At 72.5% G+C, this 23,371-nt stretch carries 23 protein-coding genes, 3 pseudogenes and 1 riboswitch; of the genes and pseudogenes, 10 read left to right on the top strand and 16 right to left on the bottom strand.

Going from position 1 to position 23,371, the window contains the following annotated elements; all coding sequences use genetic code 11:
• Nucleotides 1-9: 9 nt before the first annotated feature.
• From ACFC0Z_RS09715 to dhaK, 7 genes are all read right to left on the bottom strand, one after another.
• Nucleotides 10-894 carry an ATP-binding cassette domain-containing protein gene (locus ACFC0Z_RS09715; RefSeq protein WP_376434597.1) on the bottom strand — a complete coding sequence of 295 codons (885 nt, stop codon included), beginning with the start codon at nucleotides 892-894 and terminating at the stop codon, nucleotides 10-12.
• Nucleotides 891-1,640, bottom strand: a complete 750-nt coding sequence (gene cbiQ / locus ACFC0Z_RS09710; protein ID WP_376434595.1) for a cobalt ECF transporter T component CbiQ — start codon at nucleotides 1,638-1,640, stop codon at nucleotides 891-893. The genes ACFC0Z_RS09715 and cbiQ overlap by 4 nt, the downstream gene beginning before the upstream one ends.
• 6 nt (nucleotides 1,641-1,646) lie before the next feature.
• On the bottom strand, nucleotides 1,647-2,072 hold the full coding sequence (locus tag ACFC0Z_RS09705) for an energy-coupling factor ABC transporter substrate-binding protein (protein ID WP_376434593.1): 426 nt from the start codon (nucleotides 2,070-2,072) through the stop codon (nucleotides 1,647-1,649).
• A complete protein-coding gene (locus ACFC0Z_RS09700; protein WP_376434591.1) occupies nucleotides 2,069-2,770 on the bottom strand; it encodes an energy-coupling factor ABC transporter permease in 702 nt (233 codons plus the stop codon). Before ACFC0Z_RS09700 ends, ACFC0Z_RS09705 begins: the two co-directional genes overlap by 4 nt.
• A gap of 28 nt (nucleotides 2,771-2,798) precedes the next feature.
• Nucleotides 2,799-3,036, bottom strand: a riboswitch (cobalamin riboswitch).
• 63 nt (nucleotides 3,037-3,099) lie between these two features.
• Nucleotides 3,100-3,516 carry a PTS-dependent dihydroxyacetone kinase phosphotransferase subunit DhaM gene (locus tag ACFC0Z_RS09695; RefSeq protein ID WP_376434589.1) on the bottom strand — a complete coding sequence of 139 codons (417 nt, stop codon included), beginning with the start codon at nucleotides 3,514-3,516 and terminating at the stop codon, nucleotides 3,100-3,102.
• Nucleotides 3,513-4,133, bottom strand: a complete 621-nt coding sequence (gene dhaL, locus ACFC0Z_RS09690; RefSeq protein ID WP_376435064.1) for a dihydroxyacetone kinase subunit DhaL — start codon at nucleotides 4,131-4,133, stop codon at nucleotides 3,513-3,515. The genes ACFC0Z_RS09695 and dhaL overlap by 4 nt, the downstream gene beginning before the upstream one ends.
• A gap of 5 nt (nucleotides 4,134-4,138) precedes the next feature.
• A complete protein-coding gene (gene dhaK, locus ACFC0Z_RS09685; RefSeq protein WP_376434587.1) occupies nucleotides 4,139-5,131 on the bottom strand; it encodes a dihydroxyacetone kinase subunit DhaK in 993 nt (330 codons plus the stop codon).
• A gap of 299 nt (nucleotides 5,132-5,430) precedes the next feature.
• Between dhaK and ACFC0Z_RS09680 the strand changes: the two are divergent.
• A pseudogene (locus tag ACFC0Z_RS09680) lies at nucleotides 5,431-5,574 on the top strand (flavoprotein); the annotation flags it as partial.
• Nucleotides 5,575-5,835: 261 nt separating this feature from the next.
• Here the strand turns inward: ACFC0Z_RS09680 and ACFC0Z_RS09675 are convergent.
• The 4 genes from ACFC0Z_RS09675 to ACFC0Z_RS09660 all read right to left on the bottom strand — a co-directional run bounded on the left by ACFC0Z_RS09675 (nucleotide 5,836) and on the right by ACFC0Z_RS09660 (nucleotide 9,942).
• Complete coding sequence (locus tag ACFC0Z_RS09675; protein WP_376434585.1) at nucleotides 5,836-7,074, bottom strand: discoidin domain-containing protein; 1,239 nt, start codon at nucleotides 7,072-7,074, stop codon at nucleotides 5,836-5,838.
• Between the two features lie 116 nt (nucleotides 7,075-7,190).
• Nucleotides 7,191-7,946 (bottom strand): ABC transporter ATP-binding protein, encoded by a 756-nt coding sequence (locus ACFC0Z_RS09670; RefSeq protein WP_376434583.1) that lies wholly within the window; start codon nucleotides 7,944-7,946, stop codon nucleotides 7,191-7,193.
• Nucleotides 7,925-8,788 (bottom strand): ABC transporter permease, encoded by an 864-nt coding sequence (locus ACFC0Z_RS09665; RefSeq protein ID WP_376434581.1) that lies wholly within the window; start codon nucleotides 8,786-8,788, stop codon nucleotides 7,925-7,927. The genes ACFC0Z_RS09670 and ACFC0Z_RS09665 overlap by 22 nt, the downstream gene beginning before the upstream one ends.
• A gap of 95 nt (nucleotides 8,789-8,883) precedes the next feature.
• Nucleotides 8,884-9,942, bottom strand: coding sequence for an ABC transporter substrate-binding protein (locus ACFC0Z_RS09660; RefSeq protein WP_376434579.1), 1,059 nt, complete (start codon nucleotides 9,940-9,942; stop codon nucleotides 8,884-8,886).
• A 269-nt stretch (nucleotides 9,943-10,211) separates the two neighbouring features.
• On the opposite strand from ACFC0Z_RS09660, the gene ACFC0Z_RS09655 reads away from it, so the two are divergent.
• The 5 genes and pseudogenes from ACFC0Z_RS09655 (at nucleotide 10,212) to ACFC0Z_RS09635 (ending at nucleotide 14,543) form a co-directional block, all read left to right on the top strand.
• Entirely contained in the window at nucleotides 10,212-11,216 is a 1,005-nt protein-coding gene (locus tag ACFC0Z_RS09655) for a hypothetical protein (protein ID WP_376434577.1), read from the top strand.
• On the top strand, nucleotides 11,206-12,096 hold the full coding sequence (locus tag ACFC0Z_RS09650; protein ID WP_376434576.1) for a MurR/RpiR family transcriptional regulator: 891 nt from the start codon (nucleotides 11,206-11,208) through the stop codon (nucleotides 12,094-12,096). The genes ACFC0Z_RS09655 and ACFC0Z_RS09650 overlap by 11 nt, the downstream gene beginning before the upstream one ends.
• 43 nt (nucleotides 12,097-12,139) lie before the next feature.
• Nucleotides 12,140-13,051, top strand: a complete 912-nt coding sequence (locus ACFC0Z_RS09645; RefSeq protein ID WP_376434574.1) for an N-acetylmuramic acid 6-phosphate etherase — start codon at nucleotides 12,140-12,142, stop codon at nucleotides 13,049-13,051.
• A 648-nt stretch (nucleotides 13,052-13,699) separates the two neighbouring features.
• Nucleotides 13,700-13,828, top strand: a pseudogene (locus ACFC0Z_RS09640) (RacP protein); the annotation flags it as partial.
• Between the two features lie 214 nt (nucleotides 13,829-14,042).
• On the top strand, nucleotides 14,043-14,543 hold the full coding sequence (locus ACFC0Z_RS09635; RefSeq protein WP_376434572.1) for a hypothetical protein: 501 nt from the start codon (nucleotides 14,043-14,045) through the stop codon (nucleotides 14,541-14,543).
• A 139-nt stretch (nucleotides 14,544-14,682) separates the two neighbouring features.
• Here the strand turns inward: ACFC0Z_RS09635 and ACFC0Z_RS09630 are convergent.
• Nucleotides 14,683-14,857: pseudogene (locus ACFC0Z_RS09630) on the bottom strand (CorA family divalent cation transporter); the annotation flags it as partial.
• Between the two features lie 421 nt (nucleotides 14,858-15,278).
• Between ACFC0Z_RS09630 and ACFC0Z_RS09625 the strand changes: the two are divergent.
• Nucleotides 15,279-15,485 (top strand): hypothetical protein, encoded by a 207-nt coding sequence (locus tag ACFC0Z_RS09625; protein WP_376434570.1) that lies wholly within the window; start codon nucleotides 15,279-15,281, stop codon nucleotides 15,483-15,485.
• A 79-nt stretch (nucleotides 15,486-15,564) separates the two neighbouring features.
• Here the strand turns inward: ACFC0Z_RS09625 and ACFC0Z_RS09620 are convergent, their stop codons facing one another.
• Nucleotides 15,565-16,902, bottom strand: a complete 1,338-nt coding sequence (locus ACFC0Z_RS09620; RefSeq protein ID WP_376434568.1) for a D-arabinono-1,4-lactone oxidase — start codon at nucleotides 16,900-16,902, stop codon at nucleotides 15,565-15,567.
• 105 nt (nucleotides 16,903-17,007) lie between these two features.
• Here ACFC0Z_RS09620 and ACFC0Z_RS09615 point away from each other — a divergent pair, with 105 nt between their 5' ends.
• Entirely contained in the window at nucleotides 17,008-18,378 is a 1,371-nt protein-coding gene (locus ACFC0Z_RS09615; protein ID WP_376434566.1) for an alanine racemase, read from the top strand.
• 159 nt (nucleotides 18,379-18,537) lie between these two features.
• Complete coding sequence (locus ACFC0Z_RS09610; protein ID WP_376434564.1) at nucleotides 18,538-19,140, top strand: TetR/AcrR family transcriptional regulator; 603 nt, start codon at nucleotides 18,538-18,540, stop codon at nucleotides 19,138-19,140.
• 23 nt (nucleotides 19,141-19,163) lie between these two features.
• Here ACFC0Z_RS09610 and ACFC0Z_RS09605 read toward each other — a convergent pair whose 3' ends face one another.
• The 3 genes from ACFC0Z_RS09605 to ACFC0Z_RS09595 all read right to left on the bottom strand — a co-directional run bounded on the left by ACFC0Z_RS09605 (nucleotide 19,164) and on the right by ACFC0Z_RS09595 (nucleotide 22,458).
• Nucleotides 19,164-21,128, bottom strand: coding sequence for an alkyl/aryl-sulfatase (locus tag ACFC0Z_RS09605; RefSeq protein WP_376434562.1), 1,965 nt, complete (start codon nucleotides 21,126-21,128; stop codon nucleotides 19,164-19,166).
• Nucleotides 21,129-21,232: 104 nt separating this feature from the next.
• Complete coding sequence (locus tag ACFC0Z_RS09600) at nucleotides 21,233-21,874, bottom strand: TetR/AcrR family transcriptional regulator (RefSeq protein ID WP_376434560.1); 642 nt, start codon at nucleotides 21,872-21,874, stop codon at nucleotides 21,233-21,235.
• Entirely contained in the window at nucleotides 21,871-22,458 is a 588-nt protein-coding gene (locus ACFC0Z_RS09595; RefSeq protein WP_376434558.1) for a dihydrofolate reductase family protein, read from the bottom strand. The genes ACFC0Z_RS09600 and ACFC0Z_RS09595 overlap by 4 nt, the downstream gene beginning before the upstream one ends.
• A 194-nt stretch (nucleotides 22,459-22,652) precedes the next feature.
• Here ACFC0Z_RS09595 and ACFC0Z_RS09590 point away from each other — a divergent pair, with 194 nt between their 5' ends.
• On the top strand, nucleotides 22,653-23,357 hold the full coding sequence (locus ACFC0Z_RS09590; RefSeq protein WP_376434556.1) for a FadR/GntR family transcriptional regulator: 705 nt from the start codon (nucleotides 22,653-22,655) through the stop codon (nucleotides 23,355-23,357).
• The last annotated feature ends 14 nt before the right edge of the window (nucleotides 23,358-23,371 follow it).

The following is a 23,371-nucleotide window of genomic DNA, read 5'->3' as shown; positions in this document are numbered from 1 at the left end:
TGATGTCTACTACTCAGTAGCAAAGGACGGGGCGACCCCTTCCGTGGTCTCCAGCCAGGCATCCAGCTCCTCCGGAGTCCGGGGCACGGCCTCCCCGGGCGCGAGCAGCCCCCGCGCGCGCAGCAGCCGCGCCACCGACGCCCCCCACGGCCTCCGCAGCCGCGCCGCGTCGAGCAGGGCGTGGTCCGCGAGCAGCTCGGCCACCGGCCCCGTCCGCAGCCCGGCGGGGGAGAGCACGGCGGCCTCGTCCGCCCAGCGCAGCGCGAGATCCACGTCGTGCGTGGCCATCACCACCGTCGTCCCGGCCGCGCGCAGCCGCGCCAGCGCGTCGAGCATCCGCTCCTGCCCGTGCGGGTCGAGCCCCGCCGTCGGCTCGTCCATGATCAGCACCCGGGGGCGCATCGCCACCGCGCCCGCGATGGCGGCGCGCTTGCGCTGCCCGTACGAGAGCAGGTGCGTCGGCCGGTCCTCCAGGGCCGTGATGTCCAGCGCCTCCAGGGCCTCGCGCACCCGGAGCCGTACCTCCTCCTCCGGCAGACCGAGGTTCATCGGCCCGAACGACACGTCCTGCCCGACCGAGGCCGCGAACAGCTGGTCGTCCGGGTCCTGCACCACGAGCTGCACGGTCGTCCGCAGCCGGGTGAGTCCCTTCCGGTCGTACGCGACGGGCGCCCCGTCGAGCAGCAGCGCGCCGCTCCCGCAGCGGAGCCCGCCGCTGAGCAGCCGCAGGAGTGTCGTCTTCCCGCTGCCGTTGCGGCCGAGGAGCGCGATGGCCCGGCCCTCCGGCACCGCGAAGTCCACACCCGACAGGACCGCGGGCCCGTCCTCGTACGCGAAACCCGCCCCCACCAGCTCCACGACGGGGGCCGACGGGCGGGAAGGGGTGCTGCTCACGGAAGGAACCTTTCGAGTACGAGGGTGAGGGCGACGAGCCCCGCCAGGAGCGCGCCCGTCGCCGTCAGGAACCGGCGCGACACCGCGGCGGCGGGCACCAGGACCCGCAGCGTCCCGTCGTAACCGCGCCCGGCTAGGCCGGACTGCATCCGCTGCGCCCGGTCGAAGGCGCGGACGAACGTGGTGGCCCCGAGCCCGGCAAGGGAGCGCCAGGTCGCCGCGCGGGTGGTGTGCCCGAGGCGGGCCGCCTGCGCCTGCCGGATCTTGGTGAGCGAGTCGAGCAGCAGGAAGATGATCCGGTACATCACCAGCGCCACGTCCACCACCGGCGCCGGCACGCCCGCACGGACGAGCCGGGGCAGCACGTCCGAGACGGGCGTGGTGAACGCGAAGAGCAGCACGCCGAGCGAGGCGGACGCGGTACGGAGCAGCAGCTCGACCGCGTGACCGGGCCCGCCCGGCGCGAGCGCGACGAACCCGCGCGCCCCGCCGACCTCGAAGAGCAGCGGGACGGCCCCCGTGACGCAGAAGCCGAGCGGGACCCGGAAGGCCCGCCACAGCTGACGGCCCGGCACGGCGGCGGGCCCGAGGAGGACGGCGAGGGTGGCCGCCGCCACGAGCACGGCGCCGGGCCACGGTGGCAGGCAGACCGCGCACAGGGTCAGACCGAAGCCGAGCAGGGCCTTCTCGGCGGGATGCCTGCGCCGCCAGCGGCTGCTGTGCGCCGCCGCGTCGATGGGGAGCATGGGCGGCTACGCGTCCTTGCCCGAAGCGTCGGCCGTCGCGGCGGCGCCGACGGCTCCTGCGGCTCCTGCGGTTCCTACGGCTCCTACGGGAACCGGAGGGGTCAGCTCCGCCCGCGCCCGGGCCTCGCCCTGCCGCCGTCCGCGCCGCACGCCGAAGTAGTACGCGAGGACACCGGCGCCCAGGGCCGCCTGGAGGGAGAAGAGCGCCGACTCGATCTCCCCGGACGGCGGCTCGTACAGGGGGCTGAACCAGGGCTCGTACTCCGGCTGGAGCTCCGTGATCGCGGTCTCCGCCTCGGCGTCCGCGCCGGTGAACGGCTCCTCCTTGTGGTCGCCCAGACCGAGCGCGAGCGGGAGGACCGCCAGCGCGACGACGACGAACAGGAGCAGCAGGTTGATCTTCGTGCTCTTGCTGACACGCGGGGTGCTCATCGCGCGGTCACCTCCTCGGCGGGGCGCGCCGAAGCGGTCCGGGACAGGACGCCCAGACGGATCAGGTCGCCCTTGCTGGACTGCGTGAGCAGCCGCATCACGAGGACCGTCAGGAGGCCCTCGCTGACGGCCAGGGGGATCTGCGTGACGGCGAAGATGGAACCGAACTTGGCGAGCGCGCCCAGGACGCCGCTGCCCTGGTCGGGGAAGGCCAGCGCGAGCTGGACGCTGGTGACGCAGTACGTCGACAGGTCGGCGACGAACGCGCCGAGGAAGACGGCGACCATCAGCGGCGCGCCGAACCGGCGGGCCAGGAGGTAGGTCCCGTACCCCGCCCACGGCCCGACGATCGCCATGGAGAAGACGTTCGCGCCGAGCGTGGTGAGCCCGCCGTGAGCGAGCAGCAGGGCCTGGAAGAGGAGCGTGATCGTCCCCAGGACCGCCATGATCGGCGGCCGGAACAGGATCGCGCCCAGGCCCGTACCGGTCGGATGGGAGCAACTGCCCGTCACCGAGGGCAGCTTGAGCGCCGACAGGACGAAGGTGAAGGCCCCGGACGCGCCGAGGAGCAGGGTGGACTCGGGGTTCGCGCGCACCTCGCGGGTGAGGGCGCGGGCCCCGTGGACGACGAACGGGGCCGCCGCGACGCCCCAGGCGGCGGCGTGGACGGGGGGTAGATACCCCTCGGCTATATGCATGGTTGGGAGACCCTCTCCAGCACCTCGTGGATGGACAACGCACCCCGGCCGGTCTCCTGGCTGACGGTCATACGTCCCGACTCCGCCTTCCCACACCGAGGCGGTCACCCGCTACGGTCCAGTGGCTTGCCCGGGAGGGACCTCCCCCCGGGTGTGGAGCCGGAACTCCCGATCACAGTGGCGAGGGCCGCACCGGTACCGCACCGGTTTCCCGTACACCAAGGCCCTGCGACACTAGTGTGTTGACCTGCCCGATCACAACACGGTCGCCACCGGGCGCGGCCCCTCGGTCACTCCCCGCACTCACGGCGGGCCCTCCGCGGCCCCGCTCATCCCTTCCGGTAGACGTACGCCTCCGAGGCCGCCGCGGCCACCGCGTCGAGGTCCCCGCCGGCGCTGGCCGTCACCAGCGCGGCGACCGCGCCCTCGACGAAGGGCGCGTCCACCAGGCGGGCGCCCTCGGGCAGTTCGTCGCCCTCGGCGAGGAGCGCCTTCACGGTGAGGACCGCGCTGCCGAGGTCGACGAGGATCGCCACCCCGGCCCCGCCGTCGACCGCCTCCGCCGCCGCCGTGACGAGCCCGGCGCTGGTCCCGAGGCCGCCGTCGGGGAGTCCGCCGGCCGGCCGGATCGGGGCGGTGTCGCCGCCGCCCGCGAGGCCGCGGGCGAGGTCGGCGACCGAGGCGGCGACGGCCGCGCTGTGCGAGACGAGCACGATGCCCACCCGCGCCGACGCCCCCGCGGTCACGAGAGACCCCCCGTCCGGGCGGTGTCGGCCAGTACGGCGAGGAGCAGCGCCGACGAGGCGGCCCCGGGATCCTCGTGCCCGACCGACCGCTCGCCGAGGTAACTGGCCCGGCCCTTGCGCGCCTGGAGGGGTACGGTCCCGAGGGCGCCCGCCTCGGCGGCCGTACGCCCGTCCTCGAAGGAGGTCCGCAGCCCCTCGACGCCCGGAACGAGCGCGTCCAGCATGGTCTTGTCCCCCACCCGTGCCCCGCCGAGCTGCCCCACGGCGGCGACCCCGGTGTCGAGGGCCTCCGCGAGCCGCTCCCGGCTGACGGCCGTGTCCTCGCCGAGGGCCTTGCCGGCCCGCCGCAGCAGCGTCCCGTACAGCGGCCCCGAGGCCCCGCCCACGGTCGAGATCAGCTCCCGCCCGGCGGCGACGAGCACCGCCCCCGGCGTCGCGGGCGGCTCCTTGGCGAGCGTCTCGGCCACGGCGGCGAAGCCGCGCCTGAGGTTGGCACCGTGGTCCGCGTCGCCGATGGCGGAGTCGAGCTCGGTGAGCCGATCGGCCTCGCGGGAGACGACCGCGGCGGCCTCCGTCAGCCACCGCACGACGAACCCGGCGTCGATGTCCCGCGTCATCCCGCTCACCGCCCCCACCGCAGCGCGGCCGTCCGCACCGGCGCGTCCCAGAGCCGCAGCAACTCCTCGTCGACCTCGCAGAGGGTGACGGAACAGCCGGCCATGTCGAGGGAGGTCACGTAGTTCCCGACGAGGGTCCGGGCGACCGGAACACCCCGCTCGCCGAGGACCCGCTGCACCTCCGCGTTGAACCCGTACAGTTCGAGCAGCGGCGTACCGCCCATCCCGTTGACGAGGACGAGCACGGGCGCGGTCGGCCGCAGGTCCTCGACGACGACGTCCACGGCGTAGTCCGCGATCTCCCGCGAGGTCATCATCGCCCGCCGCTCACGCCCGGGCTCTCCGTGGATGCCGATGCCCAACTCCAGCTCACCGGCCGGGAGATCGAAGGTCGGACTCCCCTTGGCGGGCGTGGTGCACGCGCTCAGCGCGACCCCGAAGGACCGGCACCGCTCGTTCACCCGCCGGGCCACGGCCTCGACCCGCTCCAGCGGCGCGCCCTCCTCGGCGGCGGCGCCCGCGATCTTCTCCACGAACAGGGTGCCGCCGGTCCCGCGCCGCCCCGCCGTGTACAGACTGTCCGTCACGGCCGCGTCGTCGTCGACGAGCACCTTCGCGACCCGCACGCCCTCGTCCTCGGCGAGCTCGGCGGCCATCTCGAAGTTGAGGACGTCACCGGTGTAGTTCTTGACGACGAACAACACCCCGGCCCCACTGTCGACGGCCGCCGCGGCCCGCACCATCTGATCCGGCACGGGCGACGTGAAAACCTCCCCGGCACAAGCGGCGGCCAGCATCCCCGGCCCCACGAACCCCGCGTGCAACGGCTCGTGCCCGGACCCGCCCCCGGACACCAACGCCACCTTCCCCTCCACGGGCGCGTCCCGCCGCACGACGATCCGCCGCTCGACGTCCACGGTCAGCTCGGGATGCGCGGCGGCCATCCCGCGCAGCGCGTCGGTGACCACGGTCTCGGGGACGTTGATCAGTTGCTTCACCGGTACCTCCTGGAGCCATCATGAAGGTGCGTCACGACACGATTCTCGACGCAAAGCCCCCCTCGCGCACCGGAGCGCTTCCTCGGTCGGCTTCACCAGCTCTCCCTCACAGCGTGCGCGAACGGTGCACCATCGACCGGACCGTACGGAGGGAGACGGCGTCGCACACGAGTACGCAGGGGTGCGTGACGTCGACCCGCAGCTCGCCCCGTCGGCAGGACCGTGCGAGAGGTGGTTCATGCCAGTGGGCGCGGGTTCCGGCCGGACACGTCGAGACATGACGGTGACCGACGTGACTTCTGTTCACCGCCGCGCAGGAGCAGGGCTGGGGCGTCGGCGTCATCGCCACACCCCAGGGCCTCGGCTTCCTCGATGCCGAGGCGATCGAGGCCCGGACCGGGTACCCGATCCGCTCGGGGTCGTACGAGCCGCACCGGCCGAAGGCGGGCGGGGGAGCGGGCGATGGGGTGGTCCCGTACGAGCTGGGGAGCGATCCGCTCGGCGGTCTCCAGCTCGACGAGGGCCTTGTCGCGGTCGCCGTCCCACAGCCAGGCCCACGACAACGCCCTGATGGAGAGCGCGATCGGCCTGTTCAAGACCGAGCTGATCAAACCCCGACGGCCGTGGAAGAGGCGTGCGCGAGCTCGCCGGCGCTATTCGGGTCTGGGTAGGCCTCCAGCGGGTGCCGACTCTGCCGACGCGACTCAGGAGGCCGCGGTGCCGTACACCTCGAAGTTCCACAGCGAATAGCCGTACGACGTTCCCCGGACCGTGCCGTGGAGGCGGACGTAGCGGCCGGTCGCGGTCAGGCTGCTGACGCGTTCCACGCCGCCCGCCCCGGTCGTGGTCGAGTAGGCCGTGGTCCAGGTGGATCCGTCGTCCGAGACCTGAATCTGGTACGAACTCCCGTAAGCCGTCTCCCATACGAGGCGCACGCCGCTGACGTGGTACGAGGCACCCAGGTCGACGGTGAGCCACTGCGGATCGGCATAGGTGCTGCCCCAGCGGGTGGTGGGGTCGCCGTCGACGGCCTTGGCGGCGTCGCGGCCGGTGACGTTGACGCTGGAGGCGGTCGCCGCCGCTCCGAGGGCCAGGTCGGTGCGAGGGTCGGCGAGGTCGTCGAGGAAGGCCCGGGTGGCGGCGAGCCAGCCGGCCGTCGGGGCCGCGGCCTGGCAGGCGTTGTTGCAGGTCTCGCTGATGGGCCAGCCGCCCCACACCACGGCACCGGGCAGTCCCAGTCCCCTGATCGTGGCGAGCTGCACGGACCACTGGGCCGCGGGGACGAAGGTGTAGTCCAGGGAGGACGGTGATGAACCGCCGTGGTACTGCGGCCAGATGTACGGCAGCAGCGGTACGGCCGGGTCAACGGCCTTGGCCTTGGCGCTGTTGGCGGTGAGGGTGGAGTTCCAGGAGGTCTCGTTGGTGGAGTAGGTGTAGAGCGAGGGGAAGAAGGCGGTGTTCGGGTCTGCGGCGATCAGTTTCCGGTAGTAGGGGTAGTTCGCGCTGGTGGTGTTGCCGAGCAGTCCGTACCAGCCGATGACCTGCCCGGGCGCGACTTCCCGGGCCCAGGTCTGGAGTTGCAGCAGGCGCGCGTAGTGGTCGGCCGCGGTGGTGGTGGAGTTGAGGTAGAGGGTTTCGCAGTCGAGGACGAGCGGCCCGCCGGTGTTGCGGTTGTAGGACTGGACAATGGTCTTCCACTCGTTCTCGCCGGGCAGGCCGCCGTTCGCGACGAGAGGGGTGCAGACGCGGTTCGGGACGAAACCGGAGACGACGGAGGTGCCGCCGATGGTGGTTGACGCGTAGTTGGTGTTGTCGTAGAGGGTGAAGCCGGTGGCGGCCTGGGCGGGTGCGGGCAGGGCGAGTGCGGCGATCGCGAGGACGGCCGTGAGCAGGGTGCGGACGAGGGCGTGCAGAGGGACGGCACGCGGAACGGTGAAAGGCACGGTCTCTCTCTTTCTCCTGTGAGGTCGTGACGGCAGGTGCGACAGGATGCGACGGGGCATGGCGAGGCCGGCGGAGGGTGCCGGGGCTGTGCGCGAGATGACCGGTGGGGCCGGCTTCAGGCCGCGTGGACGCCGAGAACGGCCAGGAGTTCGTCACGCGTGGCGGCGAACTCGGGATGGGCTTGACGCTCGGAGGCGCCGAAGCGGTCGGCGAGGTCCAGGTCGGTGGCGAAGCGGCCGTCGTCGAGGACCAGAACGCGGTCGGCGAGCACGATCGCCTCGTCCACGTCATGGGTCACCAGCAGAACGGCGGGGCGGTGGCGGTCGCAAAGGTCCCGCAGGAGTGCGTGCATGCGGATGCGGGTGAGCGCGTCCAGGGCGCCGAACGGTTCGTCGAGCAGGAGAAGTCCGGGAGCACCTACCAGCGCACGGGCGAGCGCGGCGCGCTGGGCCTCGCCGCCGGAGAGGGTGCCGGGCCAGGCGTCCTCCTTGCCGGCGAGGCCGACTTCGGCGAGCGCCGCACGGCCCCGTTCGCGCGCGGCGGCCCGGGGGCCGGGCAGGCCGAGCACGACGTTGTCGAGCACGCGGGCCCAGGGCAGCAGCCGGGCGTCCTGGAAGACGACGGCTGACGCCTCCGGGACTTCGACCGTGCCGGAGGTGATGCCGGTGTCGAGGCGGGCGGCGGCGCGCAGCAGAGTCGACTTGCCGGAGCCGGAGTGTCCGAGCAGCGCCGTGAACCCCCCGTTCGCGATGTCCAGATCGACCCCGTCGAGGACGGTGCGGTCGCCGAAGCGGCGGACCAGGCCGCGGATCCGGAGGCCGCGCCGCGCGGCCCGCCCGGAGCCGGAAGTCAGGCGAGCGTCGTCCGCCACTGCAGAACCTTCCTCTCGATGGAACGGACGAGCGTGTCGGAGGTCAGTCCGAGCATGCCGTAGACGACGAGACCGACCACGATGACGTCGGTCTCCCCGAAGGTGCGGGCCTCGGTCATCAGGTACCCGATGCCGCTGGTGGCGTTGATCTGCTCACTGACGACGAGAACCAGCCAGGAGACGGTGACGGCCAGGCGCAGTCCGGTGAAGAACCCGGGTGCCGCGCCGGGCAGCACGACACGCAGGAGGAACTTCCGGCGGGACAGCCCCAGGACCTGTGCCAACTCGGCCCATTTCAGGTCGAGGCCGGTGAGCGCCGCGTGCGTGTTGATGTAGATGGGGAAGAAGGTGCCGAGCGCCACCAGGATGATCTTCACTTCCTCCCCGATGCCGAACCAGAGGATCGCCAGCGGGACCAGGGCCAGGATCGGCAGGGCGCGCAGCAGTTGGGCCGTGCCGTCGATGAGCGCCTCGCCCAGTCGGGAGAGGCCGGCGAGCAGAGCCAGGGCGACGGCGGCAACCATGCCGAAGGACAGTCCGATGGCGGCGCGCTGCAGCGAGGTGAGCAGGTGGTCTCCGAGCCGGCCGTCGATCGCCAGGTCCCACGCGGTCGTGACGACTGTGCCGGGCGCGGCGAGCGTCTGCGGATCGAGTGTGCCGGTGAGGGACGTGAGCTCCCAGACGGCGAGCAGGAGGAGCGGGCCGAGAGCACGGGCGAAGGGCACGCGGGCACCGAGGCGCCCCGGTGTGCGACCGGCCCGGCGCCCCCGCCCGGAGCCGGCCGTCGCGTCGCGAAGGGCGCGTGCGGCGGGCGCCGCCGCCTGGGCGCCGTGTGGCGCCACGCGGTCCCGCGCCGGAGCATCGCCGGCCTGATCGGACCCGTCCGGTCGCACCGCCGTCCCGGCCTGTTTCGCCAGGCCGAATCGTGGCGCCCCGCTCACTTGGCCGCTTCCTGCTGCACCGCGTCGAAGCGGGTGTCGAAGGACTGGGAAACGTCGATCTTGTCGATGGCGCCGCCGCCGTACAGCACGTCGGCGATCTTCTGGAGCTTGGTGACGGCGGTGTCGTAACGGGGGATCGTGGGGGTGCCGTTGTTGGCGACGACCGCCTGGCCGATGGCCTTGTCGACCTTCTGGACCTTCACGTAGTAGTCCTCGACCCATGCCTCCTTGTGTGCGGCGAGCCAGAGTTCGGCCTTGGTGAAGCGTGCCGACAGATCGGCGAGGGCCGCCGCCTTGGCCTGGTCGGCGAGCGCTTCGCCGGGCGAGACGATGAACTGCAGGCCGCTGGTGAGGCCGGTGTCACCGGTGACCTCGCGCGCGCCCTTCTTCTCGTAGGCGGTGGAGTACTTGGTCACCAGTGGTTCGGTGAGGGTGCCGACGTCGACCTTGCCGGAGGCGAGGGCGGCGGGGATCTGGGACGGGTCGGAGAGGTTGACCAGAGTGACGTCGTCCTTGGACAGCCCGGCCTTGTCCAGCGCGGTGAGGACCGCCGCCTGGAAGGTCGTGCCCTTGGAGTAGGCGATCTTCTTGCCCTTGAGGTCGGCGAGGTCCTTCACGTCGCTGTCCGGTGAGGTCCACAGGTGCGTGGAGTCGGGGCTGTTCTGCACCACACCGGTGATCTTCACGTTCTGGCCGTGCGCCTGGGCGAAGACCACCGGCGCGTCCGAAACGAAGCCCGCGTCCGCCTCCCCGGCCCTGAACGCCTCCAGGACGGCCGGACCACCCTGGAAGGACGCGTACTCGACCGTGTAGGAGAGACCCTGGTCCTGGCCGGCCGCGTGCAGGATCGACTCGAGCAGCCGGTTCTGGTCGGCGATGCGCAGCACCGTGCCGCGGGGGACGGAGGCCGGAAGGGCGGCGGTGGCCGCCTTGGCAGCGCCGGCGGAGGCATCGGGGGTCCCCGGGCCGCAGGCCGAGGCGGACAGGGCCACGGCGGCGGCCAGTGAGGCCAGGCCGAGGACGTGGCGTGGCAGCGGGCGACGAGCAGCAAGCATGGGGAACTCCGGTCGAAGGCAGTCGACTTGGCGGCGGGCATGGCCTGAATACGGCGCTCATCGTGGCGACAGCGGTCGCTCGGTGTCAACGAGCGACTGGAAATTATTTTCATCATTGCCGCAATGTTTCGTGGCCTCTACCTGCGGAAACGTCGGACAGGTGCCCAGTGCGACCTTGCCTGTTGCGCTTCATGTCGTCGGCTCTGTTCGTAAATAATTTACAAACCGTGGCCGCTGTTCCACACCGTGGTCGATTACAGTCCTGCCCCGTGCGCTCCTGTTACGTGTTCCCCTCCACCGTCGCCGATCCGGCCTCACCTCGACTGAGGACCCTGCTCGGCGCCGCCTCCGCGGCCGGACTCGACACGCTCGTCACCAAGAGCGAGGCGATCACCAGCGCCCTCGCCGAGACGGTGAGGAGCTTCGGGCTGCGGCTGCTCGGCAGCGTCGCCTGCTTCCGCGGCCCCGAGGGCCCCCGGACGATCGGTGACGACGGCCACGACTGGCAGCCGATGGAGTGGTACGCCGGGGTCCGACCCAACGACCCCTGTTGGAACGACCAGTTGGTGCAGGGCGTCGGCCGGGCCGCCGCCGGGACCAAGGCCGACGGACTCGTCCTGGACTTCCTGCGCTGGCCGCTGCACTGGGAACTGGAGCTGCGCCCCGGTGCCCGGCCCCGCTCGTCCTCGTACGACGCCGACACCCTTGCCCGGTTCACGGCACACAGCGGCGTCGAACTGCACGGCCGCACCGGCGCGGACGCGGCACGCCGCATCGCACGCGACCACGCCGACGCATGGACCCGGTACCGGACCGACGCCGTGACCGGCGTGGCTCGGCAACTGCGCGATGCCGTACGCGAGGCGCGTCCCGGACTGTGGCTCGGCGCGTTCCTGGTACCTGCCGACGACGACGCCCGCAGACGCCTCGTGGGTCAGGACGCGACGGCACTGGGGGAACTCTTCGACGGACTGCTGCCGATGACCTACCACGCGATCGTGCACCGTGAGCCCGAGTGGGTCGGCGCCGTGACCCGCTCCCTGCCGCGTGCCACACCCGTGATCCCTATGGTGCAGACCACAGCCGACGCCCGGTCGGTCACCGGCACCGCCGCCGACTGGGGGACCGAGGTGCCCCTCGCCGCCTTCACCGAGGCTCTCGGCCACGCACTCGCCTCCGGCGACGGACGGTACTGCCTCTTCCCCGCGGAAGGCCTGACCCCCGCCCACTTCGCCGCCATCCGCACCGCCCACGGAGCCGCACATGCGCGATGACCTGCTGGCCCTCATCCGCACCCGCCGCGAGCAGCTACCCCGCGCCGAGCAATCCATCGCCGACCTCATCCTGGCCGAACCGTCCGTCGCCGCCGAACGCACCATCAGCGACCTCGCCCGTGACGCCGGCACCTCCATCGCCACCGTGCACCGCTTCTGCCGCAGCCTCGACCTGCGCGGCTACGCCCAACTCCGCCTGGCCCTCGCGGCGGAGGCCGAACGCCTGCGCGCGGGCACCCGCGACGACAGCAGGGCCGGCCTCGACCTCGTCGCCGACATCGGCCCCGACGACTCCCTCGAACAGGTGGTCCGCAAGACCGGCTATGCCAACGCCCGTGCCGCCGAGGAGACAGCCGCTCACCTCGACCTCGACGCGCTCGCCACCCTCGCGGACGCCGTGCAGGCCGCCCGTCGCACGCTCGTCGTCGGCGTCGGCTCCAGCGCGCTCGCCGCCCAGGACGCGGCCGACAAGCTCCTGCGCCTCGGCCACGGTGCGGTGGCACGCAGCGACGTGCACGCCGCGCTGATGGACGCGGCACTGCTGCGCGAGGGCGACGTGCTGATCGCGATCAGCCATTCGGGGCGTCCCCGCGAGATCACCGAAGTGCTCGACCAGGCACGCGGCTGCGGGGCCACCACGGCCGCCATCACCTCCAACCCGCGCTCACCGGCCGCCGCACGCGCCGGCATCGTCCTCCTGACCTCCGCCCGCGAGACCAGCCTCCGCAGCGGAGGCACCACGTCACGCACGGCCCAGCTCACCGTCATCGACTGCCTGTACGTGGCACTCGCCCAGCGCGAACACGACCGCACCATCGAGCACCTGCAACGCGCCCACGATGCGGTGCTGCGGCACACCCAGCGCCGACCACGCACCTGAACCCACCCGCCACCCGCCCCCTCACCGAGGAAGACGGACACCCATGCCCGATGCCACCACCCCCTCCCTGCCGCCCACCGAACACCGCAATCCCGGCACGCTCGGCCTGGACCGCCTCGCCACCGGCGAGATCCTCGAACTCATCAACCGCGAGGACGCCACCGCCCCCGCTGCCGTCCGCGCAGCGCTGCCCGAGCTGACCCGCCTGGTCGACCTCGCCGAACGCACCCTCGCCCACAGCGGACGCGTCCACTACTACGGCGCCGGAGCGGCCGGGCGCATCGCCCTCAACGACGCGCTCGAACTCGGACCCACCTACGGCGTGGGGGCCGAGACCGTCGTCGCGCACCTGGCCGGGGGCCCTGCCGCGGGTTCCACAGCCATCGAGGACGCCGAGGACACCGGCCCGGCCGACGCCACCGACGCCCCGGTCGCCCGGGATCTGGTGATCGGCGTCACCGCCAGCGGCCGTACCCCGTACGTCGTCGAGGCACTGCGTGCCGCGCGCGCCGTCGGTGCGGCCACCGCACTGCTCTCCGGGGATCCTCAGGCACCGGCCGCGGCCCACGCCGACCTCCACGTCGTTCTCGACACCGGTCCCGAAGTGGTCACCGGCTCCACCCGCATGAAGGCGGGCACGGCGCAGAAACTCGCCCTCAACGCCTTCTCCACCGCCCTCATGGTCCGCACCGGCCGTACCTGGTCGAACCTGATGATCGCCGCCTCGGCCCGCAACGAGAAGCTTCGCGAGCGCGCGGTGCGCACCCTGGCGACCGCTTGCCAGGTCTCCCGTGAGGACGCTGCGGCCTCGCTGGAGGCCTGCGACGGCGAGACGGCCACCGCGCTCGTCTCCCTCAGCACCGACACCGACCCGGAAGGCTCACGGGCCGCTCTCGCCCGCCATGGGGGCCTGCCGTGGGCCGCCATGCGGGAACTCACCGGAGCCGCCCGATGAGTCCGCTCTTCCTGGGCATGGACGCGGGCGGGACCCGCACCCGGCCGTCGTGGTCGACCGAGCGAGCCAAGGAGTGGGGCGCCGGCCCAGGCCGTTGCGGAGCGAGGCGAGCAGGACGCCGATGAAGGGCGGTGGACGAAGGCGGCGTTGCCGACGGTCTCGATGTGCAGGCCAAGGTTGTGCTGATCAAGGGACCTTGACCCCGGATCCTGGACACGGGCTGTGCGGTTGTCGGCAGCGTAGTTGATGTTGTTTCGGACGCTGTCTCGTAGGCGACAGGGCTGCGGTGCCCGAGGCGGGATCGGCGGCGTCGGGGTTGTAGCGGTGCGGCCATCGGAACCTGGAGCGTCTCCCGTTTGAACGTCGCGTCGAACGACTCGGCGAGCACGTTGTCCGCCGAGCTGCCGATCGCGCTCATGGATTGACGGACGCCGGCCTGGCGGCAGGCCTCGGCGAACGCCCGGCCGGCGTACGGGGCGCCGTGGTCGGTGTGCATGACCGCCCAGGTCGCCGCGACACCGCCCGGCCGCGGCCAGGGCATCGATCCACGACGAGATCGGTCGCGGGCGATCCGCGACCGCCGGCCGGCCAGGCGGCGCGAGGCGAGGTCGATCACGGTGGCCGGAACATGCTGCGGGGTCAGCGACTGTGCCCCGCGCCTCCCGGCACCGGGGCGACGCCGCCAGGCGGCACGCCGGCGTCCTCCGCTTCGTCCTGCTCGAAGCCCGTCCGGCCGGGCTGGACTCCCACCAGCTCGTCCGCGCCAGCGGACTCTCCTCGCACCCCATGCCTGGACGAACCCGTTTGCCATGCGTCCCCGCAGCCATGCCACCGACACCACCGACGCCGACTGGGCAGCAAGCGGCGGTCCCTGCCCGCGGACCTTCCGCCCTGGCGCACGGTCTGGGGTTTCTGGGAAGTGCTCGCGCGGTCTCCGTGTGTCTCGACGGTCGGGCAATCGGTGTGATGGGGCTTGGCATATGCTGAGCCGATGTCAGACGACGGCGAACCGCCAAGCATCTCGGACATAGGTATGGACCTGCCTACAACGCTGCGCATCGCCGGGCTTGCGTTGGAACGGACGGAGAGCCCTTCGTCTTTGGCCTGCTGGACCGGCTGCTTCCCGGAGTCGGCAGGCGGCAACGCGGCGGTTGTCAGTCTGGTGACGGAGCCGGCCGCGCCACCTGAAGAGGCCACCCTCCAACTCGCTCACGATGTTGTGAGCCGTTTCGACGTCTTCGTCGACCGAGCCGTGCGGTACTGCCGGACCCGGCTTCGGGAGCGGCACTTTGAACTCACATCCGAGGAACTGAGCTGGCTGGATCTTCCGGAGTTGCCGTTGGCAGTTCCCGAAGCAGTGGTGTGGGCCGACCAGACCTGGGCAATCCGGTTCACGGAGAGCAGGTTCCGGCTGGCGGACCCCTACGGAATCCTGGTGACCTTCAACGGCACGCAGCCTGTCGACGTTGAGGGCGTCGAGGACGAGCAGTGAGCCGCTTGCTGTGGCATCGCGACCCTGGAGGCCGCGCGGATCGTCAGCGGGCGGGGCCAGTTGGCAGACGGCACAGGCACGGATCCGTGATCATGGAGTGCGACGCTCTGTGATCACATCGCCGGTTCCGACTCCCCGGCTACAGCCAGTCCTTCCGCTTGAAGCAGGTACAGGCTCGTGCACACCACTGCCATCAGCGCCACCGCGAACGGATATCCGCCCGCCCGGTGCAGCTCGGGCATGTTGTCGAAGTCCATCCCGTACATCGTTCCCACCAGTGTGGGTGCAAGCAGGATCACTGCCCACGAGGAGACTCAGGAGCTTTCATGCTGAGGCTGCTTTACGCGGTCATGCTCCCCAGCCGATCCCCAGGGCAGGTTCATTCACCCCAGATCCTCGCCAGCGGCTGCCGGTTCCCGGCGATGTTTCGACTGGCACCGGGGCCGAGCGACGCTTCTCCTTTCTCTCCGAGCTCACGGGCCGGTTGCTGTCCGCGAACCTTCTCGACGCGGGTCCTGTACGGGTCGGACGACGACGGCCTGCGGGAGACGAGCGGCTTCGTCGGAGGCCCCTCTGGGCACGGGTGATCTTGCCGTTCAAGCGGTTGTCTCCGAAGGCGACGAGGGTGACGTCCACCGGGCCGACCCGCCCAGTGCAGCCCTGGCATGGTGTCGACGTTCATCGCGAAGCTGGAAGCGGCACAGCGGGCTCTTGCCCGGTTCCCGCGAGTACGCCGTGACAAGCCGCACCGCCAACCACCGTCGGGCCGTGGCCAAGGTCGCCGGTCTCCACGGCAAGGTGCGACGCCGACGCCTCGATCACGCGCACAAGCGCACCTCGGCGCTGGGGCGCCGCAGTCTGGCCGGGGGAGTCGCCCTCGGGATCCAGACGGGCACGCTCCTGTGGAGCGTCTTCCCCTTGGTGGGGGGACCGCCCTCCTGATGGCCTCCCGTGTCGCCTACGAGACCCTGCACCGTTCGGCGGACGGCTCGCGCTCGGAGACTGAGCGCGAGCCGTACCGTCACGGGCCCGACGGCGTCACTGGTACGGCGTCGGGGGCGACGCCCAGGACGCGGTCGAGGTACGGGTTGGCGAAGCGGCCGGTCGGGTCGAGGGTGTCGCGCAGGGTGACGAACTCGTCGAAGCCGTCGTAGCGGGTGCGCAGCGTGTCGGCGTCGAGGGTGTGCATCTTGCCCCAGTGGGGACGGCCGCCGTAGGCGCCGAGGATCGACTCGCACGCGTCGAAGTACCGGCGGTACGGCATCCGGTGGTACTGGTGGAACGCGATGTAGCAGGTCTCGCGGCCCTGCGCGGTGGACAGGGTGATGTCGTCGGCGGCCGCGAACCGTACCTCCAGGGGGAACGACACCCGCTCGCCGGTCTTGTCGATCCACGCCTTCATCTCGCGGAGCGCCTCCGCCGCGTGCTCGCGCGGGATCGCGTACTCGCCCTCGTGGAACCGTACGTCGCGGGGCGAGGCGAACACCCGGGGCGAGAGGTCCGTGAACTCCCGCGCCGACATCGCCTTCGCCGCGAGCCGGGCGATCGGCGGCACCAGGGCGGGGACCGCCGTGCCGAGCCGGCACAGGGCGTCGAAACCGAGGCCGCTGACCGTCTCGTCGAAACGGCGGGCCAGGTCGCCGATCGGCTTGAGCGGCGCGGTCGCGGGCAGGCGGTGGAAGCGGCGGGTCAGCGCGGTCTCGCTGTGCGGGAACCAGAAGAACTCGAAGTGGTCGTTGTCCTCCGTGAGTTCCTCGATCCGGTCGAGGACGTCCGCGACCGGCATCGCCGTGTCCCGGGCGTGCAGCGCGAACTGGTCGACGCACTGGAGGGTGACCTCGGTGATCACGCCGAGCGCCCCGAGGCCCACCCGGGCGGCCCGGAACAGCTCCGGCCGCGCGTCGGCCGAGCAGCGCACCGACGTCCCGTCGGCGAGCACCAGCTTCAGCGCCCTGACCTGCGTGGCCATGCCGCCGAAACGCAGCCCCGAGCCGTGCGTCCCGGTGGAGATCGCCCCGGCGACCGTCTGCCGGTCGATGTCGCCCATGATCTCCATGGCGAGGCCGTGGGAGGCGAGCAGCGGCCCCAGCTTCCACAGCGGCATGCCCGCGTCGACCGTGACGAGGCCGGTGTCGGGGTCCACGGAGCGCAGGCCGGACAGGCCGTCCAGCCGCAGCTGCACGCCGGGGGCGACGGCCGCGCCGCTGAACGAGTGCCCGGAGCCGATCGCCTTGACGCGCAGCCCGTCCCGGGCCGCCTCCGCTACGGCCGCGGCCACCTCCGCCGTGCTGCCCGGTCGCAGGACCCGGACGGGCCGGGCCTCCTCGCTGCCCGACCAGTTGCGCCACACCTCGGTCATGCCCGGAAGTCCTCTCGACGGATGGAAACGGCCGCGCACTGCGGAGCCGCGCGGTCCACCGCAGCCTGAACTTGGTCGGTTGTCCAAGTCAAGGGGTCAGGACGCTTGACCTGGACAACCGACCAGGACATGGTGGGCGCCAGTCGAGAGAAGGGCGCGTACGCCATGGCAACTCCGGCCCCCGCTCCGGGCACCCCCGCCACCGGAAGCCCCGCCCCGGGCATCCCCGTCCCGGGCGGCCCCGTCCTGGCCCCGGCCCCGCGGCCCGCGACCCTCCCCGAGCTCCAGCGCGCCACCGCCGGCCTCCAGCCCCCGTTCGCCGTCGTCGACCTCGGCGCGTTGCGGGTCAACGCCGCCCAGATGGTCCGCCGGTCCGGCGGGAAGCCGATCCGGCTGGCCAGCAAGTCGCTCCGCTGCCGGCGGCTCATCGACGACGTCCTCGGCCTGCCCGGCTTCTCCGGGATCCTGGCCTTCACCCTTCCCGAGGCGCTGTGGCTCGCCGAGGGTGGGAGCGTGGGCGGGACCGACGAGGGGGGTCATGCCGTCCTGGTCGGCTACCCCACGGCCGACCTCCCCGCCCTGCGCCGCCTCGCGGCCGACGAAAGGCTCGCGGCGCGGGTCACGCTCATGGTCGACTCCCTGGAGAACCTGGAGTTCGTCGCCTCCGCCGTCGGCCCGGACGGGCCGCCCCTGCGCGTCTGCCTCGACCTCGACGCCTCGCTCCGCCTGGCCGGGGGCCGACTCCACCTCGGGATGCGCCGCTCACCGCTGCACGCGCCCGAACAGGCCGCGGAGCTGGCCCGCGCCGTCCTGGCCCGCCCGCGGTTCCGGCTCGTCGGCGTCATGGCGTACGAGGGACAGATCGCCGGCGTCGGCGACGACCAGCCGGGTCCCGCCCTGGCCCGCGCGGCCGTCCGACTGATGCGGCGCGCCTCCGCGCGTGAACTGCGCGAGCGCCGTGCCGCCGCCGTCCGGGCCGTCCGGGCCCTCGCCCCGCTGGAGTTCGTCAACGGCGGCGGGACGGGCAGCCTGGAGACCACCTCCGCCGAACCGGCCGTGACCGAACTCGGGGCGGGCTCCGGCCTGTACGCCCCCGTGCTCTTCGACCACTACCGCAGCTTCAGCCCGCTGCCCGCCGCCCACTTCGTGCTGTCCGTCGTCCGCAGGCCGGCGCCCCGGCACGTGACCGTCCTCGGCGGCGGCTGGACGGCCTCCGGCCCGGCGGGCACGGACCGGCTGCCCGTGCCGGTGCACCCGGCCGGGCTCCGGCTGCTGCCCCGCGAGGGAGCGGGCGAGGTCCAGACCCCGCTCACCGGGGACGCCGCCGACGGCCTGCGCGTCGGCGACCGGGTGTGGTTCCGGCACGCCAAGGCCGGCGAACTGTGCGAGCGGGCGAACGAGCTGCACCTCGTCGAGGGCGACCGGGTCGTCGACGTCGTCCCGACCTACCGGGGCGAGGGGCACGCCTTCCTCTGAGCCCGGTCCGGCTGGCCGCCAGGGGCACGCCTCCTCTGAGCCTGGTCCGGCCGGTCGCGAGGGGCACGCCTTCCTCTGCGCCCGGTCCAGCTGGTCGCGAGGTACCGTGACCCGGCCCCGTACCCCCGTACGACCAGACGACGCCCCAGGGAGACCACCATGGCCCGCCAGTCGGCCGACGAGCGCCGCGAACAGCTGGTGGAGGCCGCCCTCCGCGTCATGATCCGCGACGGCGTCGCCAAGGCCACGACCCGCGCGATCGTCGGCGAGGCCGGGCTCCCCCTGGGGGCTTTCCACTACTGCTTCCGCTCCAAGCAGGAGCTCCTGCACGGCGTGATCGAGCGGATCATGCTCGGCTCGCTCGCCTTCCCGCCCGTCGCGCTCGCGGCCGGCGCCCCCGCGCCGGAGGTCATCCGCGCCACGCTGCACGCCTACTGGGACCGCATCCGCGAGCACCCCGACGAGCACCAGCTCACGTACGAGCTGACGCAGTACGCGCTCCGCGAGCCCGGTCTCGCGGACGTGGCCCGCCGGCAGTACCGGCGCTACCTCGCCGCCAACGTCGAGCACCTCGAATCCGTCGCGCGCCAGGCGGACATCACGTGGACCACGGATGTCGGCACCCTGGCCCGCTACGGCCTGAACCTCCTCGACGGTCTGACCCTCAACTGGCTCATCGACCGCGACGACGCCCAGGCCCTGGCCGCCCTCGACGCCTACGCCGCGCACCTGGCCGCGCTCGCCGCCCCCCGGGCGGGCTGAGCGCGGCCGGGTGCCGCCGGGTCTCAGGGCGTGACGATCGGGAAGTCCGTCGTCGGGGCCTCCAGGACCGCGAGGAGCCGCGGGAGGAGCGCCCGGTCACCGGTCATGGTGATGCCCGTGGTGCCCTTGCCCGCGAGCAGGGCGATGAGCTGGGGCTTCGTCATGGTGAGGGTGAGGCCCGCGTCCGTGGCCGGGGCGGTGTCCTTCGTCCACGTCAGGAGACCGTTCGTCAGGCGCAGGTGCCAGTAGTCGGCGCCGATGTGCCAGTCGATCGCCATCCGCAGCGACCAGGCCTTCGGGCCGTCGACGCGGACGGCCATGCTGTCGATGATCTGGCCGACCGTGAGCGCCAGGTACATGTCGGGACCCAGGGTGGCGCTGGAGTGCGGGGTGATGCCGTGGAGGAGCTCCTGGGCGCCGGTGAGGTAGAAGTTCCGCCAGACCGCGTTCTCGACGGACTGGCCCAGCCGGTTGTAGAGCCCGGCGAGCTGGCGCTTGGCGCGGGCGTCGTCGGGGTCGTTGAAGACGGCGTGGTTGAGCAGGGTGACGGCGAAGCGAAGCTCGCCCCGGTCCGCGTAGTGCCGGGCGCGGGCGCGCACGGCCCCCTGGCCGCCCATGGACTCCACGTAGAGGCGGGCCTGCTCGACGGGCGGGTGCTCCCAGAGGTGGGCCGGGTTGCCGTCGAACCAGCCCATGTACCGCTGGTAGACCGCCTTCACGTTGTGGCTCAGTGAGCCGTAGTAGCCGCGGTTGGCCCAGATGCCTTCGAGCTGCGGCGGCAGCTGGAACGTTTCCGCGATCTCGATGCCGGTCATGCCCCGGTTGATCAGCCGGACGGTCTGGTCGTGCAGGTACCCGTACAGGTCGCGCTGGTGCGTGAGGAGGCCGACGATGGCCTCGTTGCCCCAGGTCGGCCAGTGGTGCGAGGCGAACGCGACGTCGGCGACGCCCTCGTACAGGCCGATCGACTCGGTGAGGTAGCCGGCCCAGGCGTGCGCGTCGCGGACCTGGGCGCCGCGCAGGGTCAGGATGTTGTGCATGGTGTGGGTGGCGTTCTCCGCCATGCAGACCGCGCGCAGGTCGGGGAAGAGGAAGTTCATCTCCTCCTGGCACTCGGTCCCCGGCGTCATCTGGAACCGGATGCGCACGCCGTCGAGGACGACCTCCTCGCCCGTCGCGCCGATCAGCTTCGTGGGCGCGATCAGGCCGACCGTACCGAGCGAGACCGTGAGGCCGAGACCGCAGCCGACCTGCGCCTTCGCGTTCTTCGGGAGCGTGGAGCCGTACATGTAGGCGGCGCGGCGGGCCATCGCCGTACCGACGTACACGTTCTCGCTGACCGCGTGCTCCATGAAGCCCTCGGGGGCGAGGACGGGGACGTCCCCGGCGCCGTTCGGCAGGACGCCGCGGCAGCCGCCGAAGTGGTCGACGTGCGGGTGGGTGTAGATCATCGCCCGGACCGCGCGGTCGCCGCGGTGCTCGCGGTAGAGGCGCAGGGCCGCGGCGGCGGTCTCGGCGGAGATGAGCGGGTCGATGACGATGATGCCGGTGTCGCCCTCGACGATCGTCATGTTCGACAGGTCCAGGCCCCTGACCTGGTAGATCCGGTCCGTGACCTGGTACAGGCCCTGGCGGGAGAGGAGCCGGGCCTGGCGCCAGAGGCTGGGGTCGACGGTGTCGGGGGCCTTGTCGGCGCCGGCCTCGTCGCCCAGGAAGGCGTACGCCGCCGGGTCCCAGACGGTCTTCCCGGCCGCGTTGACGATCGGTCCTCCGGTGAACGCGGCGATGAACCCGCGGTCCGCGTCGGCGAAGTCGGCCTCGTCCTCGTACGGGAGCCCGTCGGTGCGCGTGGGCGTCCGCGTCCCCTGGGGCAGTCGCCCGTGCTCGGCGAGCGCCTGGGCGGTCTGCGGGTTCAGGGAAATGGAGGCGGCCGCCGCGCCCATCGCGGCTGCGGCCGCGACGAAGCCGCGCCGGTTCATCGGAGTCATGGCAGTGTCACGCCCTTCTCGGTGAGGACGCCACTATTGCAGTCGGACTGCAATACGAGTCAAGGGTTTGGCGACGCCTTCCCGCAGGTGGCACGGGGTGCCATTCAGGGCCTCGCCGTCTGCGCCAGCAGCGCCAGCAGCGTGCGCGTCATCGCCGCCCCGGCCGCCGTCCCGTCCAGCCCCCGGCGCGTCCGCAGGTGGTCCCAGAAGGCCCAGGACGCGGCGGCCTCCACCGCGTCGAGCAGCCCGCCGGGCTCCTCGGCGTCCGGGACCCGCCCCAGCTCCGGGGCGAAGACCGCCGCCAGGTCCGTACGGAACCAGGCGTCGCCCTCCGCCATCACCCCGCGCAGCCCGGGGGAGTCCGGTTCCAGGCCGAGCCCGATCTTCCGGATCGGCGTCATCACCTCGTACATCCGGGCACGCTGTGCCACGAGCGCGGCCACCTTGCGGTCGGTCGTCTCCTCCGGCGGTACGGGCTCCGCGTGGACGCGCCAGCGCCCGGCCTGGCGGCGGGCGGCCGCCACGTACAGCGCCTCACGGTCGGCGAAGTGCACGAACACCGTCCGCTCGGAGACGCCCGCCCGCTCCGCGATGGCCTTGCGGGTAGGCTCGCGGCCGCTCTCCGAGACCAGCTGGAGCAGGGCGTCGAGCAGCGCCGCGTACGTCGACTCCGGATCCCGCCGGCGGCGCTTGCGCGCGGCCGGTTCGCCGCCCTCGGGGGTCGTCCTCGCCTCTGTGTCGCTCACCCGGCCATGGTCCCAGAAGGGGTGCCCGCCACCCGGTGGCGGAGGTAGACCACCCCGTTGGGGAAGGTGCGGGTCTCGACGAGTTCGAGGTCCACCCGGCGCTCCTCGCGGGGGAAGTACGGGATGCCGCCGCCGACCAGCACCGGATGGACCATGGTGCGGTACTCGTCGATCAGGCCCGCCGCCGCCACCTCGGCGGCGAGCGTCGCGCCGCCGATCGCGATCTCGCCCTCGCCGGGCTCGGCCCGCAGGCGCGCGATCTCCTGCGCCGGACTGCCCGAGGCGAGGACCGCGGCCCCCTCGACCTCGGTCAGCGTGCGGGAGAACACCACCTTCGGGAGCGGGTTCCAGAGGCCGACCCACTCGCGGTTCGCCTCGTCGAGCGCCGGGTCGTCGGCGGCGGTCTCCCAGTACAGCATCGTCTCGTACAGCCGCCGCCCGAGGAGGTGGACGTCGACCCCGCGGATCTCGTCGATCCAGAAGCGGAACACCTCGTCGTCCGGATCCGTCCAGTCGAATCCGCCGTCCGGCCCGACGATGTAACCGTCGAGCGAGACCCCCATCGCGTACGTGACCCTGCGCATCGGACGTCCTCCTCGGTGAGCTGTCCCGTCCCCTCGACCGTACGGCGGGAGGGGAGCGGAGGGCGGGCGGCTCGCGGTCTCGAACAGACGAGTGACCTATCCTGCGGGGGCCACGAGGCGAGAGACGAGACGCGGGACGCGAGACGCGAGACGTGAGACGTGAGACGCGAGACGCGGAGCGAGAGGGGTCGAACGTGCCGGTCACCGATGCGGCGATCGAGAAGATCAAGGCCATGATCGTCAGTGGTGAGCTCCGGCCCGGTTCCCGGCTGCCCCGCGAGGCGGATCTCGCCGAGCGCCTCGGCCTCTCCCGCAACTCGCTGCGCGAGGCCGTGCGGGCGCTGTCGCTCATCCGGGTCCTCGACGTCCGGCAGGGCGACGGGACGTACGTGACCAGCCTGGAGCCCGGTCTCCTGCTCGACGCGCTGACGTTCGTCGCCGATCTCCAGCAGGACGACACCGTCCTGCAGTTCCTGGAGGTCCGGCGGATCCTCGAACCGGCCGCCGCGGCCATGGCGGCCCGGGTGATGCCGGAGGAGGAGATCGCCGGGCTCGGCGAGGTCCTCGACCGGCTCGAAAGCGACGACCTGGGCCTCGAGGAACTCATCGAGAACGACCTGGAGTTCCACCGCAGACTCGCGGCGGGCTCGGGCAACGCGGTGCTCTCCTCGCTGATCGAGGGCCTCTTCGGGCCGACCGCGCGCTCCCGGCTGCTGCGGGGCTGCGTGGACGAGAGCGCCGTGGAGCGGACCCGGCAGCAGCACTGGGCGATCCACGAGGCCGTCGTCACCCGGCGGCCCGAACTGGCCGAGGCCTGGACGACGGTGCACATCGTCGAGGTCGAGCAGTGGGTGCGCGAGGCGCTCGGCTCGACGGCTTCGGGACGCGACCGGGGCTGACCGGGTCGACCGGG

Source organism: Streptomyces sp. NPDC056144 (genome assembly GCF_042264145.1).
Taxonomy (GTDB): Bacteria; Actinomycetota; Actinomycetes; order Streptomycetales; family Streptomycetaceae; genus Streptomyces.
This window is presented reverse-complemented; position numbering and strand designations above follow the sequence as displayed.

Bases quoted from the DNA above. Each gene is read 5' to 3' on its own strand.
- cbiQ (WP_376434595.1), bottom strand. From the start codon at position 1,640: ATGCTCCCCATCGACGCGGCGGCGCACAGCAGCCGCTGGCGGCGCAGG.
- ACFC0Z_RS09705 (WP_376434593.1), bottom strand. From the start codon at position 2,072: ATGAGCACCCCGCGTGTCAGCAAGAGCACGAAGATCAACCTGCTGCTC.
- ACFC0Z_RS09700 (WP_376434591.1), bottom strand. From the start codon at position 2,770: ATGCATATAGCCGAGGGGTATCTACCCCCCGTCCACGCCGCCGCCTGG.
- dhaL (WP_376435064.1), bottom strand. From the start codon at position 4,133: ATGACGCGGGACATCGACGCCGGGTTCGTCGTGCGGTGGCTGACGGAG.
- ACFC0Z_RS09660 (WP_376434579.1), bottom strand. From the start codon at position 9,942: ATGCTTGCTGCTCGTCGCCCGCTGCCACGCCACGTCCTCGGCCTGGCC.
- ACFC0Z_RS09650 (WP_376434576.1), top strand. From the start codon at position 11,206: ATGCGCGATGACCTGCTGGCCCTCATCCGCACCCGCCGCGAGCAGCTA.
- ACFC0Z_RS09645 (WP_376434574.1), top strand. From the start codon at position 12,140: ATGCCCGATGCCACCACCCCCTCCCTGCCGCCCACCGAACACCGCAAT.
- ACFC0Z_RS09635 (WP_376434572.1), top strand. From the start codon at position 14,043: ATGTCAGACGACGGCGAACCGCCAAGCATCTCGGACATAGGTATGGAC.
- ACFC0Z_RS09620 (WP_376434568.1), bottom strand. From the start codon at position 16,902: ATGACCGAGGTGTGGCGCAACTGGTCGGGCAGCGAGGAGGCCCGGCCC.
- ACFC0Z_RS09610 (WP_376434564.1), top strand. From the start codon at position 18,538: ATGGCCCGCCAGTCGGCCGACGAGCGCCGCGAACAGCTGGTGGAGGCC.
- ACFC0Z_RS09605 (WP_376434562.1), bottom strand. From the start codon at position 21,128: ATGACTCCGATGAACCGGCGCGGCTTCGTCGCGGCCGCAGCCGCGATG.
- ACFC0Z_RS09595 (WP_376434558.1), bottom strand. From the start codon at position 22,458: ATGCGCAGGGTCACGTACGCGATGGGGGTCTCGCTCGACGGTTACATC.